This window comes from Olsenella kribbiana, from assembly GCF_036408795.1.
Taxonomy (GTDB): domain Bacteria; phylum Actinomycetota; class Coriobacteriia; order Coriobacteriales; family Atopobiaceae; genus Olsenella_L; species Olsenella_L kribbiana.
This window is the reverse complement of sequence record NZ_JAZGJP010000009.1, coordinates 18248-32080: the sequence shown is the minus strand read 5'-3', so window position 1 is coordinate 32080 and position 13833 is coordinate 18248. Positions and strand designations below refer to the sequence as shown.

Annotated in this window: 24 protein-coding genes; all 24 read left to right on the top strand. The window is 60.4% G+C overall.

Going from position 1 to position 13833, the window contains the following annotated elements:
• The first annotated feature begins 127 nt into the window (after positions 1-127).
• The 24 genes from rpsL to rpmD all read left to right on the top strand — a co-directional run bounded on the left by rpsL (position 128) and on the right by rpmD (position 13829).
• Positions 128-502, top strand: coding sequence for a 30S ribosomal protein S12 (gene rpsL / locus VXJ24_RS07320; protein WP_330972276.1), 375 nt, complete (start codon positions 128-130; stop codon positions 500-502).
• A 44-nt stretch (positions 503-546) separates the two neighbouring features.
• Positions 547-1017, top strand: a complete 471-nt coding sequence (gene rpsG / locus VXJ24_RS07315) for a 30S ribosomal protein S7 (protein WP_330972275.1) — start codon at positions 547-549, stop codon at positions 1015-1017.
• Positions 1018-1038: 21 nt separating this feature from the next.
• Positions 1039-3138 (top strand): elongation factor G, encoded by a 2100-nt coding sequence (gene fusA / locus VXJ24_RS07310; RefSeq protein WP_330972274.1) that lies wholly within the window; start codon positions 1039-1041, stop codon positions 3136-3138.
• A 41-nt stretch (positions 3139-3179) separates the two neighbouring features.
• Positions 3180-3488 carry a 30S ribosomal protein S10 gene (gene rpsJ, locus VXJ24_RS07305; RefSeq protein WP_330972273.1) on the top strand — a complete coding sequence of 103 codons (309 nt, stop codon included), beginning with the start codon at positions 3180-3182 and terminating at the stop codon, positions 3486-3488.
• 345 nt (positions 3489-3833) lie between these two features.
• Positions 3834-4454 (top strand): 50S ribosomal protein L3, encoded by a 621-nt coding sequence (gene rplC / locus VXJ24_RS07300; RefSeq protein WP_330972272.1) that lies wholly within the window; start codon positions 3834-3836, stop codon positions 4452-4454.
• 38 nt (positions 4455-4492) lie between these two features.
• Entirely contained in the window at positions 4493-5119 is a 627-nt protein-coding gene (rplD, locus tag VXJ24_RS07295) for a 50S ribosomal protein L4 (protein WP_330972271.1), read from the top strand.
• Positions 5120-5422 (top strand): 50S ribosomal protein L23, encoded by a 303-nt coding sequence (gene rplW / locus VXJ24_RS07290; RefSeq protein ID WP_330972270.1) that lies wholly within the window; start codon positions 5120-5122, stop codon positions 5420-5422. It abuts the gene before it with no gap.
• Between the two features lie 149 nt (positions 5423-5571).
• Positions 5572-6408: a 50S ribosomal protein L2 gene (gene rplB, locus VXJ24_RS07285; protein WP_330972269.1), complete on the top strand. Its 837-nt coding sequence runs from the start codon at positions 5572-5574 to the stop codon at positions 6406-6408.
• Positions 6409-6430: 22 nt separating this feature from the next.
• Positions 6431-6691, top strand: a complete 261-nt coding sequence (gene rpsS / locus VXJ24_RS07280) for a 30S ribosomal protein S19 (RefSeq protein WP_330972268.1) — start codon at positions 6431-6433, stop codon at positions 6689-6691.
• A 15-nt stretch (positions 6692-6706) separates the two neighbouring features.
• Positions 6707-7069, top strand: a complete 363-nt coding sequence (gene rplV / locus VXJ24_RS07275) for a 50S ribosomal protein L22 (protein ID WP_330972267.1) — start codon at positions 6707-6709, stop codon at positions 7067-7069.
• Positions 7070-7072: 3 nt separating this feature from the next.
• Positions 7073-7783 carry a 30S ribosomal protein S3 gene (gene rpsC, locus VXJ24_RS07270; protein WP_330972266.1) on the top strand — a complete coding sequence of 237 codons (711 nt, stop codon included), beginning with the start codon at positions 7073-7075 and terminating at the stop codon, positions 7781-7783.
• On the top strand, positions 7783-8196 hold the full coding sequence (gene rplP, locus VXJ24_RS07265; protein WP_330972265.1) for a 50S ribosomal protein L16: 414 nt from the start codon (positions 7783-7785) through the stop codon (positions 8194-8196). The genes rpsC and rplP overlap by 1 nt, the downstream gene beginning before the upstream one ends.
• Positions 8197-8199: 3 nt before the next feature.
• Complete coding sequence (rpmC, locus tag VXJ24_RS07260) at positions 8200-8415, top strand: 50S ribosomal protein L29 (RefSeq protein ID WP_330972264.1); 216 nt, start codon at positions 8200-8202, stop codon at positions 8413-8415.
• A gap of 16 nt (positions 8416-8431) precedes the next feature.
• Positions 8432-8698 (top strand): 30S ribosomal protein S17, encoded by a 267-nt coding sequence (gene rpsQ, locus VXJ24_RS07255; protein WP_330972263.1) that lies wholly within the window; start codon positions 8432-8434, stop codon positions 8696-8698.
• 83 nt (positions 8699-8781) lie between these two features.
• Entirely contained in the window at positions 8782-9150 is a 369-nt protein-coding gene (rplN, locus tag VXJ24_RS07250) for a 50S ribosomal protein L14 (protein WP_330972348.1), read from the top strand.
• 14 nt (positions 9151-9164) lie between these two features.
• Positions 9165-9482 (top strand): 50S ribosomal protein L24, encoded by a 318-nt coding sequence (rplX, locus tag VXJ24_RS07245; RefSeq protein WP_330972262.1) that lies wholly within the window; start codon positions 9165-9167, stop codon positions 9480-9482.
• 114 nt (positions 9483-9596) lie between these two features.
• Positions 9597-10595, top strand: a complete 999-nt coding sequence (locus tag VXJ24_RS07240) for a D-2-hydroxyacid dehydrogenase (RefSeq protein ID WP_330972261.1) — start codon at positions 9597-9599, stop codon at positions 10593-10595.
• Positions 10596-10799: 204 nt separating this feature from the next.
• The gene (gene rplE, locus VXJ24_RS07235; RefSeq protein WP_330972260.1) at positions 10800-11357 is read left to right on the top strand and encodes a 50S ribosomal protein L5; all 558 of its coding nucleotides are present in this window, start codon (positions 10800-10802) and stop codon (positions 11355-11357) included.
• 85 nt (positions 11358-11442) lie between these two features.
• Positions 11443-11628: a type Z 30S ribosomal protein S14 gene (locus VXJ24_RS07230; RefSeq protein WP_330972259.1), complete on the top strand. Its 186-nt coding sequence runs from the start codon at positions 11443-11445 to the stop codon at positions 11626-11628.
• 87 nt (positions 11629-11715) lie between these two features.
• Complete coding sequence (gene rpsH, locus VXJ24_RS07225) at positions 11716-12114, top strand: 30S ribosomal protein S8 (protein ID WP_330972258.1); 399 nt, start codon at positions 11716-11718, stop codon at positions 12112-12114.
• A gap of 30 nt (positions 12115-12144) precedes the next feature.
• Positions 12145-12681 (top strand): 50S ribosomal protein L6, encoded by a 537-nt coding sequence (gene rplF, locus VXJ24_RS07220; protein WP_330972257.1) that lies wholly within the window; start codon positions 12145-12147, stop codon positions 12679-12681.
• Positions 12682-12734: 53 nt separating this feature from the next.
• Positions 12735-13103 (top strand): 50S ribosomal protein L18, encoded by a 369-nt coding sequence (rplR, locus tag VXJ24_RS07215; RefSeq protein WP_330972256.1) that lies wholly within the window; start codon positions 12735-12737, stop codon positions 13101-13103.
• Positions 13104-13113: 10 nt separating this feature from the next.
• Positions 13114-13635 carry a 30S ribosomal protein S5 gene (rpsE, locus tag VXJ24_RS07210; RefSeq protein WP_330972255.1) on the top strand — a complete coding sequence of 174 codons (522 nt, stop codon included), beginning with the start codon at positions 13114-13116 and terminating at the stop codon, positions 13633-13635.
• Positions 13636-13637: 2 nt separating this feature from the next.
• Positions 13638-13829, top strand: coding sequence for a 50S ribosomal protein L30 (rpmD, locus tag VXJ24_RS07205; RefSeq protein WP_330972254.1), 192 nt, complete (start codon positions 13638-13640; stop codon positions 13827-13829).
• Positions 13830-13833 lie beyond the last annotated feature (4 nt).

Below are 13833 nucleotides of genomic sequence, written 5' to 3'. Positions count from 1 at the left end.
GGCGTGGTGTTTTGACAACTGGGATGGCGGGTCGTAAAGTATCTGCTTGCGCCTATTCCGGCGATGTCGTGCTGCGTCGTCTGTAGCATAAGCGTACGTTGTACCAGTAGCAAAAAGGAGAAGAGCTTTGCCTACTATTAATCAGCTCGTTCGCCAGGGCCGCGTGAGCGTCAAGGCCAAGTCCAAGAACGCTGCTCTGCAGCACAACCCCCAGAAGCGTGGCGTCTGCACGCGCGTCTTCACCACGACGCCGAAGAAGCCGAACTCGGCACTCCGCAAGGTTGCCCGTGTCCGTCTCGTCAATGGCATCGAGGTCACTGCCTACATTCCGGGCGAGGGCCACAACCTTCAGGAGCACTCCATCGTCCTGATCCGTGGCGGCCGTGTCCGCGACCTTCCTGGTGTCCGCTACAAGATTGTCCGTGGCGCCTACGACTGCGCTGCTGTCCAGAACCGCAAGAAGGCTCGTTCCCGCTACGGCGCAAAGCGCCCCAAGGAGTAGCAGCCGCTTTCGAGTTTCAACCGCTAGCTTAGAGGAGATATAACATGCCGCGTCGTGCAGCAGCAGTCCGCCGCGAGGTCCAGCCGGATGCAAAGTACAACAACCGTCTGGTCACCCAGCTTATCAACAAGGTCCTTCTTGACGGCAAGAAGTCGACCGCAGAGCGCATCGTCTATGGTGCCTTCGATATCGTCGCAGAGAAGACCGGCGAGGATGCCCTGACCGTCTTCAAGAAGGCCATGGACAACATCCGCCCGACTCTCGAGGTCAAGCCCCGTCGTGTCGGTGGCGCAACCTATCAGGTTCCTATGGAGGTCAACTCCCGTCGTGCCACGACGCTGGCTATCCGCTGGCTCGTGAACTTCTCCCGTGCCCGCAAGGAGAAGACGATGGCCGAGCGCCTTGCCTCCGAGATTCTCGATGCCTCCAACGGCGTCGGCGCATCCGTGAAGCGTCGCGAGGACCTCTACAAGATGGCAGAGGCCAACCGCGCCTTCTCTCACTACCGCTACTAGTCGGGATCTGAGGAGCAGAATATGGCAAAGCCAAAGTATGACCTTCATAACCTGCGCAATATCGGCATCATGGCCCATATCGATGCAGGCAAGACCACGACCACGGAGCGCATCCTCTACTACACCGGCAAGACCCACAAGATCGGCGAGGTCCACGACGGCGCAGCAACGATGGACTGGATGGTTCAGGAGCAGGAGCGCGGCGTTACCATTACGTCCGCAGCTACGACGTGCTTCTGGAAGGACCATGTCATCCAGATCATCGACACCCCGGGCCACGTCGACTTCACGGCTGAGGTCGAGCGTTCCCTGCGTGTCCTCGACGGCGCTGTCGCTGTCTTCGATGCTGTCGCCGGTGTCCAGCCCCAGTCCGAGACGGTCTGGCGCCAGGCCCACAACTACAACGTCCCGCGCATCGCCTTCATCAACAAGTATGACCGTGTCGGCTCTGACTTCTGGCACGCCATCGACACGATGAAGGACCGTCTGGGTGCCAACGCTGTCGCAGCCCAGATCCCGATGGGCGCAGAGGCAAACTTCTGGGGCCTCATCGACCTCGTCACCATGGAGGCATGGGACTTCAAGGAAGACGCCAAGGGCATGATCTACCCTGAGGTCATGGACGAGATTCCTGACGAGTTCAAGGAGCAGGCACAGGAGAAGCATGATGAGCTTCTCGAGCAGGCCGCCAACTTCGACGACGATCTCATGGAGAAGATTCTCGAGGACGAGACCCCGACGGTCGACGAGGTCAAGGCTGCCCTGCGCAAGGGCGTCATCGCCAACAAGCTCAACCTTGTCTTCGTGGGCTCTGCCTACAAGAACAAGGGCATCCAGGAGCTTCTTGACGCAATCTGCGACTACCTGCCGTCCCCGCTCGACATTCCGCCTACCGAGGGCACCGATCCCAACACGGGCGAGACAATCTCGCGCAAGGCGGACGTCAACGAGCCGTTTGCAGCTCTCGCATTCAAGATCATGACCGACCCCTACGTCGGCAAGCTCACCTACATCCGCGTCTACTCTGGTCACGAGGAGGCAGGCTCCTACGTCTACAACGTGAACAAGGACACGCGCGAGCGTCTCGGCCGCATCCTCGAGATGAATGCAAACGACCGTGTCGACCGTGAGGCATGCTCTGCAGGCGACATCGTTGCATGCGTCGGCCTCAAGAACACGACGACCGGCAACACCCTTTGCGACGAGAATCACCCCATCGTGCTCGAGTCCATCGAGTTCGCAAAGCCCGTCATCGACGTCGCTGTCGAGCCGAAGTCCAAGGCCGAGCAGGAGAAGATGTCTGTGGGCCTCGCCAAGCTCGCTGAGGAGGACCCGACCTTCCAGGTCCACACCGACCACGAGACCGGCCAGACCATCATCGCCGGCATGGGCGAGCTGCACCTCGAGATCATCATCGACCGTCTGCGCCGTGAGTTCCACGTCGACTGCAACGTGGGCAAGCCGCAGGTTGCCTACCGTGAGACCGCTGGCCACGCTGTGAAGCATGTCCAGGGCAAGTTCGTCCGCCAGTCCGGTGGCCGTGGCCAGTACGGCGACGCCATCATCGACATGGAGCCGAACGAGGAGGGCAAGGGCTACGAGTTCATCGACGCTACCGTCGGTGGCTCCATCCCCAAGGAGTACATCCCGTCTGTCGACAAGGGCATCCAGGAGGCGCTCCAGTCTGGCGTCATCGCCGGCTACCCGGTCGAGGACATCAAGGTCACCCTCGTCGATGGTTCCTACCACGAGGTCGACTCCTCCGAGGCTGCATTCAAGATTGCAGGCTCCATGGCCATCAAGAAGGCCCTTCAGGAGTCCGACCCTGTCCTTCTCGAGCCGATCGAGCGCGTCGACGTCGAGACGCCCGAGCAGTACATGGGCGACGTCATGGGCAACCTTTCCAGCCGCCGCGGCAAGATCGAGGGCATGGAGGATCGCTCCAACACCAAGGTCATCCGCGCCAAGGTGCCCCTGGCCGAGATGTTCGGCTATGCTACCGACCTTCGCTCCCAGACGCAGGGCCGTGCAAGCTACACCATGCAGTTCGACAGCTACGAGGCCGTCCCGAAGAACATCAAGGACGAGATTGTTGCCAAGAACGCCGGAAAGTCTGAGTAATTACAAGCTCGAGCGTCTTCGCTCTAAATGGAGGTACCACCGTGTCAAACCAGAAGATCAGGATCCGCCTCAAGGGCTATGATCACGAGGTAGTTGATCAGTCCTCGAAGCTCATCGTGGACACTGCACAGAAGACGGGCGCCCGTGTTTCCGGCCCCATCCCCCTGCCCACCGAGCGTTCCCTCTATACGGTCATCCGTTCGCCGCACAAGGACAAGGATTCCCGTGAGCAGTTCGAGATGCGCACTCACAAGCGCCTCATCGACATCCTCGACCCCACGTCCTCGACCGTCGACTCGCTCATGCGTCTCGACCTCCCCGCAGGCGTCGATATCGAGATCAAGCTCTAAGGTCTCCCGATAGTGCATGCAAGGCTCCTCTGCTTCGGCAGGGGAGCCTTTTCTTCTCTCAGGGAGCTCAAGAAGGGCATCCAAACAGCCTGCAGAACGTGGCCTTCGTGTCTAGGGAACGCCCGGGAACGTGGAAAACAAAGCCGCAGGCAGATGGGCTGAAAAACATTGAGAAGATATTGTGAAACCAGGCATATGAGTGTAAAGTAATAAAGCTGTCTTTCGGGGACATCTATGCGCATGCGCCGATTGTCCAGAAAGATGCACATCACAGGATGTGGTCCGCTGGGGGAGGACACACGAGTGTCCACTGGGTCCCATGACCACCGAAGGTAAGGATTGAGTATGGTCAGCACTATTCTCGGCCGCAAGCTGGGGATGACGCAGATCTTCGACGAGGACGACAACTTCGTCCCTGTCACCGTCATCCTGGCAGGCCCCTGCACCGTCTCACAGGTGAAGACCAAGGAGACGGACGGCTACGAGGCCGTTCAGATCGGCTTTGGTGCGCTCAAGCCGAAGCACGTGAACAAGCCTATGGCTGGTCACTTTGCCAAGGCCGGCGTCGAGCCGATGAAGTATCTGCGCGAGGTCCGCGTCGATGATGCTTCTCAGTACAGCTGCGGCGACAAGGTCACCGTTGAGGCCTTCGCAGACGTGAAGGCAGTCGACGTCACCGGCACCTCCAAGGGCAAGGGCTTCCAGGGCACGGTCAAGCGCTGGAACTTCTCCCGCGGTCCTATGGCTCATGGTTCCCGCAACCAGCGTGAGCCGGGCTCCATCGGCCAGTGCGCCTATCCTGCCCGTGTCCGCAAGGGTCTCCACATGGCAGGCCACATGGGCGATGAGCGCGTGACGGTGAAGAACCTCAAGCTCGTGCGCGTCGACGCAGAGCAGAACCTCATGCTCGTTAAGGGCGCTGTCCCCGGCGGCAAGGACGCTATCGTATCTATCCGCATGGCTTAAGGCCACACAGCACAGCTTTAGGCTAACAAGGAGGACAAATGTCCAGCATCGATGTAAAGAATATGGCAGGTGAAACGGTCTCTACCGCAGAGCTGGCTGACGCCATCTACGGCATCGAGCCCAACATCCCTGTCGTGCACAAGGTCGTGACTGTCCAGGCTGCAAGCCGTCGCCAGGGCACCCACTCCACCAAGAACCGCGCAGCCGTCTCCGGCGGCGGCGTCAAGCCGTTCCGCCAGAAGGGCACGGGTCGTGCTCGCCAGGGCACTATCCGCGCTCCTCAGATGGTCGGCGGCGGCGTTGTCTTCGGACCGACGCCCCACAGCCATGCACGCCGCGCGAACAAGAAGGAAGTCAAGCTCGCAATGCGCTCCGTCCTCTCCGGCAAGCTCGCTGATTCCGAGCTCGTCCTTCTGGACAACGTTGCATTCGAGAAGCCTTCCACGAAGGCTGCAGCTGCCATGATCAAGGCTCTCGGCCTTGACAGCAAGCGCGTGACCGTCGTCGTCGACGACGAGGATGTCACGAGCTACCTCTCGCTTCGCAACCTCCCCAATGTCCTCGTGATCGGTCAGTCCGAGGCCAACACGGAGTACCTGATCGACAACGGCGCACTGGTCATGCCGGTTGCTGTCGCGAAGTACTTCGAGGAGGTGCTCGCGTAAATGAACTCCAAGTACAACGTGATCATCCGCCCGGTCGTCACCGAGCGTTCCTTTGACTTCATGGAGCAGGGCAAGTACACCTTCGAGGTTGCCGCCAAGGCACCGAAGGAGGAGATTGCCGACGCTGTCGAGAAGCTCTTCAACGTCCATGTCGTGAAGGTCAACACCATGTGGGTGAAGCCGAAGACGAAGCGCGTCCGCTATGTCGCAGGCAAGACCCGCACGTGGAAGAAGGCTATCGTCACGCTCGCCGAGGGTGAGTCCATCGAGGTCTTCGCTCAGAAGGCAGCTGCCGAAGAGTAGGTATCTCTGCCCCCGCGCAAGCGGGGGCTCAGTTCGGGTGCCGTGCATGTAGGATACGCGCGGTACCGTGGTAATCCGGCGTCATCGCGTCCCGAGGCATGAGCCTCACATCCCTGAACACGATGGCCAACGGACAAGAAGGGAAAGCAATGGCTGTTAGGCATCTAAAGCCCACGAGCGCAGGCAGGCGCTTCCAGACGGTATATGACTACAAGGAGATTACCGCCTCCAAGCCCGAGAAGTCGCTCCTCGCGCCGCTGCCGAAGAAGGCAGGACGCAACAACTATGGCCGCATCACCACCCGTCACCAGGGCGGCGGCAACAAGCGTCGTTACCGTATCATCGACTTCAAGCGCCAGAAGGACAACGTCCCGGCCAAGGTCGCTACGATCGAGTACGATCCGAACCGCACCTCCCGCATCGCTCTTCTCCACTATGCTGATGGCGCAAAGGCCTACATCCTGGCCCCGAAGGGCCTTCAGGCCGGCGACGTCGTCGTCTCCGGCGAGAAGGACATCGACATCAAGCCGGGCAACGCAATGCCGCTGTCCGAGATTCCTGTCGGTACGCTGATTCATGCTATCGAGTTCCAGCCGGGCAAGGGCGCAGCAATCGCCCGTTCCGCAGGCACCTCCGTCCAGCTCATGGGCAAGGAGGGCAAGTACGCAATCCTGCGTATGCCGTCCTCTGAGATGCGCCGCGTGCTCCTCACCTGCCGTGCAACGATCGGCGAGGTCGGCAATGCCGAACACTCCAACATCGTCATCGGCAAGGCTGGCCGCCAGCGCTGGCGTGGCGTCCGTCCGACCGTCCGTGGTACGGTCATGAACCCTGTCGACCACCCGCACGGCGGCGGCGAGGGCAAGAACCACACCTCCGGCCGTCCGTCTGTGACGCCGTGGGGCAAGCCGACGAAGGGCTACAAGACGCGTGACCCGAAGAAGGCTTCGAACCACATGATCATCCGTCGTCGCAAGACCAACTAGACCGCGAACAGGAGTTGAAACAATGAGCAGAAGTCTCAAGAAGGGCCCGTACGTGGAGACTCGCCTCCTCGAGCGTGTCACCAAGATGAACGAGTCTGGCGACAAGGAGGTCATCAAGACCTGGAGCCGTTCCAGCACCATCTATCCTGAGATGGTCGGACACACGATCGCTGTCCACAACGGTCGTCAGCACGTCCCCGTATTCGTCACCGAGTCCATGGTCGGCCACAAGCTCGGAGAGTTCTCTCCGACCCGCACCTTCCGTGGCCACAAGGAAGCATAAGGAGGTCACGACTAAATGAAGCGTATTGAAGTCGAGAACGGCGTCTCCGCTACTGCAAAGTACGTGCGCATGGCTCCTCGCAAGGTTCGTCTGGTCGTCGACCAGATTCGCAACAAGTCCGTGTCCCAGGCTCTGGAGCTTCTCCAGTTCGCCGAGGTCGCAGCTGCAGTGCCCGTCGAGAAGGTCCTGCGCTCTGCCGTCGCGAACGCCGAGAACAACAACAACCTCCGCGCGAACAACCTCTACATCGCCGAGGCCTACGTCGATGAAGGCCCGACGCTGAAGCGCATCCGTCCGCGTGCAAAGGGCTCTGCGTCCCGCATCAACAAGCGCACGAGCCACATCACCATTGTTGTCGCTCCTCGAAAGGAGGCGTAAGGGATGGGCCAGAAAGTACAGCCTACTGGTTTCCGCCTCGGCATCACCGAGAACTGGCGTTCCCGTTGGTACGCTGGCAAGGATTACTCCACCAAGCTTGGCAACGACCTCAAGATCCGCAAGTTCCTCGAGAAGAAGCTCGAGCGCGCAGCCCTGTCCCGCGTCGAGATCGAGCGTGCTGGCGACAAGGTCAAGGTCATCATCTACACCGCCCGTCCGGGCATCGTGATCGGCAAGAAGGGCTCTGAGATCGACGCCCTCCGCACCGAGCTCGAGAAGGTCGCTGGCGTCTCCAAGGGCCAGATCTCTGTCGACGTCGTCGAGATCAAGCGTCCGGAGCTTGACGCCACGCTCGTTGCCCAGTCCATCGCTGAGCAGCTCGAGGGCCGTGTCGCCTTCCGTCGTGCCATGCGCAAGGCAGTCCAGTCTGCCCGCAAGGCCGGCGCAAAGGGCATCCGTATCCAGTGCTCTGGCCGTCTGAACGGCGCAGAGATGGGCCGCCGTGAGTGGTACCGCGAGGGCCGCGTGCCTCTGCACACGCTTCGCGCCAAGATCGACTTCGGCGAGGCCACTGCCCGCACCTCCATGGGTGCCTGCGGCATCAAGGTCTGGATCTACCTCGGCGAGAAGCTTCCGGGACAGCCTGTGCCCAACCCGGCACTCGAGGGCCCGTCGCGTCCGCGCCGCCGCAATAACGAGAGGAGGGGCAACTAATGCTGGCTCCTAAGCGTGTTCTTCACCGCAAGGTTCAGCGTGGCTCCATGAAGGGCCAGGCCAAGGGCAACACCAAGATCTACAACGGCGAGTGGGGTCTCGTGTCCCTCGAGCGTCACTGGATCACCAACCGCCAGATCGAGGCTGCCCGTGTCGCCATCACGCGTTATATGAAGCGTGGCGGCCGCATCTGGATCACCATCTTCCCGGACAAGCCGATCACCAAGCACCCGGCCGAGGCCCGAATGGGTTCCGGCAAGGGCAACCCGGAAGAGTGGGTCGCTGTCGTCAAGCCTGGCCGCATCATGTTCGAGGTCGGCGACGTCGACGAGGCAACCGCCAAGGAGGCTCTGCGTCTTGCGCAGCACAAGCTTCCTATCAAGACCAAGATCGTCAAGCGCGGGGAGGAGTAGAACATGAAGCCGAGTGAAGTCCGCGCACTTTCCGACGAAGAGCTCCAGAAGAAGCTCGAAGACGCTCGTGCCGAGCTCTTCAACCTCCGTTTCCAGATGGCAACGAGCCAGCTGGACAACACGGCACGCGTGACGACCGTCAAGCGTGACATTGCCCGCATCCTTACCGAGATGCGTGCACGCGAGCTCGCAGCCGCAAAGACTGCAGCCGAGAACTAGATCGTAGGAGATACAAATGGCTGATACCGAAGAGAGGAACTCTCGCAAGGTCCGTACCGGCGTCGTCTGCGCTATCTCTGGCGACAAGACGGTTGCTGTCGAGATGACGTACAGGAAGCGTCATCCGAAGTACGGCAAGATGATGACCATCAAGAAGAAGCTTCACTGCCACGACGAGAAGAACGAGTGCGGCCTCGGCGACACCGTCCGCGTCATGGAGACCCGCCCCCTGAGCAAGACCAAGCGCTGGCGTGTCGTGGAGATCGTGGAGCGCGCCAAGTAAGTTTTCTGGTATAAGACATCCCCGTCACGTGCGCTGCACGTGTGGACGCACCTCTGGCGGGGTCTATGTTCGGAGGAACATTCATGATTCAGATGGAGACCATGCTCAACGTCGCCGACAACTCCGGCGCACGTCGAGTCAAGTGCATCAAGGTCATGGGCGGCTCCAAGCGTCGTTACGCAGGCATCGGCGACATCATCAAGGCCGCCGTGCAGGAGGCCACGCCCGGTGGCAACGTGAAGAAGGGTGACATCGTCACCTGCGTTGTTGTCCGCACCGTCAAGGAGACGCGTCGCAAGGACGGCAGCTACATCAAATTCGATCAGAACGCCTGCGTCCTGGTCCAGAAGGACGGCACCCCCGTGGGCACCCGTATCTTCGGGCCGGTTGCGCGTGAGCTCCGCGATCGCAAGTACATGAAGATCGTCTCGCTCGCACCTGAGACGCTGTAAGGAGACGATTAGTCATGGCAAAGATGAATGTGAAGAAGGGCGATCAGGTCCAGATCATCTCTGGCAAGGACCGCGGCAAGCAGGGCGAAGTCCTGCGCGCGTTCCCCTCTGACCGCAAGGTCGTCGTCGAGGGCGTCGCTCTCGTCAAGAAGGCTCAGCGTCCTGACGCTCAGGGCCAGAACGGCGGCTTCGTGACCCGCGAGGCAAAGATCGACGTTTCCAACGTCATGCTTATCTGCCCGTCCTGCGGCAAGCCGACCCGCGTTGGCCATGCCAAGAACGACGAGGGCAAGAAGGTTCGCGTCTGCAAGAAGTGCGGCGCACAGTTCTAAGCCTGCTTCCAGAGTACGCCCAAGCGCTCCGAGCCATACGGTTCGGGGCGCTTTTCTTATAGGCAGAGGGCTCAGGCGGCGCTAGAGTGGATTCATCGAGAGAAAGGGCCACCTATGTCCGATATGCGTATCCTGGTCGTGCTGCCAGTAAGCGAAGAGGAAGCACAAGAGCTCAAAGAGACAGCACCTCAGGCCACCTTCATGTTCAAGGCGCTGGTCAAAGACCCTGAGCGCATTGCAACGACGCCTGAATTCGAGCTCGCGGATGAGGAGATTGCCGCTGCGGATATCATCATCGGCAATGTGCCTGCAGCGCGTCTTTTGGGCGCAGCACGTCTCAAGTGGATCCAGCTCGGGAGTGCCGGTGCCGATGCCTACGCGAAGCCAGGCGTGCTGGGGGAGGATGTGCGCGTCTCGAACTCGGTAGGCTGCTATGGGCCTGCTGTGGCCGAGCACTCCTTTGCGCTTCTGCTATCGCTCATGAAGAAGCTCTATCGGTATGAGGATGACCAGAGAGCGCATGTGTGGGGCGAAGAGGGGAATGTGTCGACGCTTGATGGTGCCTCTGTCCTTGTTATGGGCGCAGGAGATATTGGCGAGCACTTCGCTCGGCTCTGCACTGCCATGGGCGCTACCTGCACCGCCTACAGGAGCCGCGTGCCAGCCGAGCTTTCGGATTCATACCGGGCAGCGTTTGCCCATACCATTGCGGGCAGAGATGCACTCATGGAGGCGCTGCCTTCCTCCCAGGTCGTGGCATCCTTTCTGCCAAGCACGCCCGAGACGAAGGGGCTCGTCGATGAGGAGTTCCTGGCGGCACTCCCGAAGGGCGCCTATCTCGTGAACGCCGGCAGGGGGGACCTCATCGACTATGCAGCGCTCAAAGAAGCGCTTGAGATCGGGGCGCTGGCAGGTGCGGCCATAGATGTCTCGGATCCTGAGCCTCTGCCTGAAGAGAGTCCGCTCTGGGATGTGCCGAACCTCCTCATCACACCGCATGTCGCAGGCTTCTGGCATCTGCCGAAGACGAGGAAGCTCGTGTTCCTGCGTACGAAGGAGAATCTTGCGCACTATCTTGCAGGGGAGAAGCTTGTGCATGAGGTGAAGAGGTAGATTTGTGCCTCCAATTATGAATTCGCTCCATAAGCTGCGATTCTTCTGGCAAACCTCGTGAAGAACTCGTAAGATATCAATTTGTGTCTCTATGCCGGGGAGATTTCTGTCTCGGACATGAGATGCAGCTGGCTCCTGGGTGGACCAGGAGGCGTGAGGACGGAAACCCCACGCTCAAAACCCCAAGATCGAAGGAGTACCTTCATGGCAGACAAGTATGTGCCGCGCCTCAAGGAGAAGTACTACGCAGAGGTGCGTGACGCTCTCCAGAAGCAGTTCAACTACCCCAACCCGATGATGATCCCGAAGTTCGAGAAGATCGTCGTCAACATGGGCGTCGGCGAGGCTGCAACGGACGCCAAGGCAATCGACGGCGCTGTCGCTGACCTCCGCGCCATCACCGGCCAGCAGCCGATGATCACGCACGCACGCAAGTCCATCGCTACGTTCCACCTTCGCCAGGGCCAGGCAATCGGTGCCAAGGTGACCCTGCGCGGCGACCGTATGTGGGAGTTCCTCGATCGCCTGATCGCAACGGCAATCCCCCGCATCCGCGACTTCCGCGGCATCTCCCCGAAGAGCTTCGACGGCCGTGGCAACTTCTCCATGGGCGTCACCGAGCAGCTCATCTTTCCGGAGATCGAGTTCGACAAGATCGACCACACCCGCGGCATGGACATCACCATCGTCACGACCGCTGCGACCGACGAGGAGGGCAAGGCTCTTCTCGACGCCTACCACTTCCCGTTCAAGGCCGAGTAGCATTTTCGTTGGGCACTGAGATGTGCCCTTGAGTTCAGAGACGCGCCCCGGATAAGAGCCGGGGCTGCTCAAGTTAGGAGGATCTGTGGCTAAGACATCGATGATCGTCAAGGCTTCGCGTGAGCCGAAGTACTCTACGCGCACTCAGAACCGCTGCCAGCGTTGTGGGCGTCCCCACTCCGTGTACCGCAAGTTCGGTCTGTGCCGTGTGTGCCTTCGCGAGCTCGCAAGCAAGGGCGAACTTCCTGGCGTCACCAAGGCTAGCTGGTAGGCGAGGGAAGACCACGACGAGGCGCTCGGGCCACGGGCTCGGGTGAACCGGCCGTGCAGTTTCATCACGAACTAAGGAGAAGGATCAATGAAGATTACCGATCCCATTTCGGACATGCTGACGCGTATCCGCAACGCCAACTCGGCAGGCAAGCCGACGGTTTCGATGCCGTCGACGAAGGTGCTTGTCGAGATTGCTCGCGTCATCGCCGAAGAGGGCTACATCGAGGGCTATTCCGTTGAGGACACCAAGCCTCAGAAGACCCTCCATATCACGCTGAAGTACGGCAAGCGCAATGCCCGCGTCATCAAGGGCATCAAGAGCGTTTCCAAGCCGGGCCTGCGCATCTACTCTTCCGCCAAGGATCTTCCGCGTGTCCTGGGTGGCCTCGGCACTGCCGTCATCTCCACCTCCAAGGGCATGATGTGCGACCGCGATGCCAGGAAGCTCGGCATCGGCGGCGAAGTCATCTGCTTCGTCTGGTAAGTCCGCGACAGGAAGAAGAAGGGAGACACAATGTCCCGTATCGGCAAGAAGCCTGTCACGGTTCCAGCAGGTGTCACCGTGACCATCAATGGCAACGAAGTTAAGGTCAAGGGCCCCAAGGGCGAGCTTGACCGTACGTTCTCCGATCTCGTCACCATCTCTCAGGAGGGCGAGGAGATCCTCGTCGCCCGCAACGACGAGACCACCGAGTCCAATGCGCAGCAGGGCCTTACCCGCACGCTCATCCACAACATGGTCGTCGGCGTGTCCGAGGGCTTCGAGAAGAAGCTCGAGCTCACCGGCGTCGGCTATCGTGCACAGCTCAAGGGCAAGGATCTCGACCTTTCCCTCGGCTATTCGCACCCGGTCATCTACGCGTGCCCGGAGAACATCTCCTTCGAGGTTCCCGACAACACCCACATCACGGTGAAGGGCATCTCCAAGGAGCAGGTCGGCCAGGTCGCCGCAGAGGTCCGCGCCAAGCGTCCGCCCGAGCCGTACAAGGGCAAGGGTATCCACTACGAAGGCGAGCACATCCGCAGGAAGCTCGGCAAGGCAGCCAAGTAGTGAGCTAACAAGACCATTACCCCGTCAGGTAATGGCACGACTAAGGAGCAACAATGAACAAGTTCCAGAAGAAGAAGGCTGGTCTCAAGCGCCGCGAACGTCGTGTCCGCTCCAAGATCACTGGCACCGCCGACCGTCCCCGTCTTTCCGTCCACCGCACCAATGCAAACATCTATGCACAGGTGATCGACGACGTCGACGGAAAGACCATCTGCAGCGCTTCTACGCTGAGCCCTGAGTTCCGCGCTACCGGCAAGATCGGCTCCAACAAGGAAGCTGCCGAGTTCGTGGGCAACCTCATTGGCCAGCGCGCCCTCGAGAAGGGCGTCACCGCAGTCAGGTTCGACCGCGGCGGCCGTATCTATCATGGGCGCGTCCAGGCTCTCGCCGATGCTGCCCGCAACGCCGGACTGAAGTTCTAGGAGGAATCAGATGCCACGTGATCGCAAGCGCCAGGAGGAATCCGATCTTCAGGAGCGCGTCATCTTTATTCACCGCGTGTCCAAGACCGTCAAGGGTGGCCGCCGCATGTCCCTGCTCGCTCTCGTAGCAGTGGGCGACGGCAAGGGCAATGTCGGCCTCGGCATCGGCAAGTCCGCCGAGGTTCCCCAGGCCATCTCCAAGGCTGTCGTGGATGCCAAGAAGAACATGTTCCACGTCCCCGTCACTGAGACGGGCACCATCCCTCACGATGTCGAGGGCTACTATGGCGCGGGCCATGTCCTGATCAAGCCTGCTATCGAGGGTACCGGCGTCATCGCCGGCGGCCCCGTCCGTCCGCTCTTCGAGCTTGCAGGCATCACCAACGTCCTGTCCAAGTCTCTCGGCACCTCCAACGCCCTGAATATGGTCAAGGCTGCCGTCGAGGGCCTCAAGTCGCTCGAGATGCCTGCCGACACCGCAGAGCGCCGCGGCATCACGGTCGCTGAGATGTTTGCCGGGAAGGAGAACTAACGATGGCAGAGGAGAAGACTCTTACCGTCAAGCTCGTGCACAGCTCCTACGCCTCAAAGCGCAAGGACATGACGGCCACGTGCCATGCCATGGGCCTTCGCAAGATCGGCGACACGTCTGTGCTGCCTGACAACCCGAGCGTTCGTGGAATGATCTTCAAGGTCAAGCACCTTGTTGAGGTAGAAGAGAACTAGGAGT

Coding starts and splice junctions, on each gene's coding strand:
- rpsG (WP_330972275.1), top strand. CDS start 547: ATGCCGCGTCGTGCAGCAGCAGTCCGCCGCGAGGTCCAGCCGGATGCA.
- fusA (WP_330972274.1), top strand. CDS start 1,039: ATGGCAAAGCCAAAGTATGACCTTCATAACCTGCGCAATATCGGCATC.
- rplC (WP_330972272.1), top strand. CDS start 3,834: ATGGTCAGCACTATTCTCGGCCGCAAGCTGGGGATGACGCAGATCTTC.
- rplD (WP_330972271.1), top strand. CDS start 4,493: ATGTCCAGCATCGATGTAAAGAATATGGCAGGTGAAACGGTCTCTACC.
- rplW (WP_330972270.1), top strand. CDS start 5,120: ATGAACTCCAAGTACAACGTGATCATCCGCCCGGTCGTCACCGAGCGT.
- rplB (WP_330972269.1), top strand. CDS start 5,572: ATGGCTGTTAGGCATCTAAAGCCCACGAGCGCAGGCAGGCGCTTCCAG.
- rpsS (WP_330972268.1), top strand. CDS start 6,431: ATGAGCAGAAGTCTCAAGAAGGGCCCGTACGTGGAGACTCGCCTCCTC.
- rplV (WP_330972267.1), top strand. CDS start 6,707: ATGAAGCGTATTGAAGTCGAGAACGGCGTCTCCGCTACTGCAAAGTAC.
- rpsC (WP_330972266.1), top strand. CDS start 7,073: ATGGGCCAGAAAGTACAGCCTACTGGTTTCCGCCTCGGCATCACCGAG.
- rplP (WP_330972265.1), top strand. CDS start 7,783: ATGCTGGCTCCTAAGCGTGTTCTTCACCGCAAGGTTCAGCGTGGCTCC.
- rpmC (WP_330972264.1), top strand. CDS start 8,200: ATGAAGCCGAGTGAAGTCCGCGCACTTTCCGACGAAGAGCTCCAGAAG.
- rpsQ (WP_330972263.1), top strand. CDS start 8,432: ATGGCTGATACCGAAGAGAGGAACTCTCGCAAGGTCCGTACCGGCGTC.
- rplN (WP_330972348.1), top strand. CDS start 8,782: ATGATTCAGATGGAGACCATGCTCAACGTCGCCGACAACTCCGGCGCA.
- rplX (WP_330972262.1), top strand. CDS start 9,165: ATGGCAAAGATGAATGTGAAGAAGGGCGATCAGGTCCAGATCATCTCT.
- VXJ24_RS07240 (WP_330972261.1), top strand. CDS start 9,597: ATGTCCGATATGCGTATCCTGGTCGTGCTGCCAGTAAGCGAAGAGGAA.
- rplE (WP_330972260.1), top strand. CDS start 10,800: ATGGCAGACAAGTATGTGCCGCGCCTCAAGGAGAAGTACTACGCAGAG.
- rpsH (WP_330972258.1), top strand. CDS start 11,716: ATGAAGATTACCGATCCCATTTCGGACATGCTGACGCGTATCCGCAAC.
- rplF (WP_330972257.1), top strand. CDS start 12,145: ATGTCCCGTATCGGCAAGAAGCCTGTCACGGTTCCAGCAGGTGTCACC.
- rplR (WP_330972256.1), top strand. CDS start 12,735: ATGAACAAGTTCCAGAAGAAGAAGGCTGGTCTCAAGCGCCGCGAACGT.
- rpsE (WP_330972255.1), top strand. CDS start 13,114: ATGCCACGTGATCGCAAGCGCCAGGAGGAATCCGATCTTCAGGAGCGC.
- rpmD (WP_330972254.1), top strand. CDS start 13,638: ATGGCAGAGGAGAAGACTCTTACCGTCAAGCTCGTGCACAGCTCCTAC.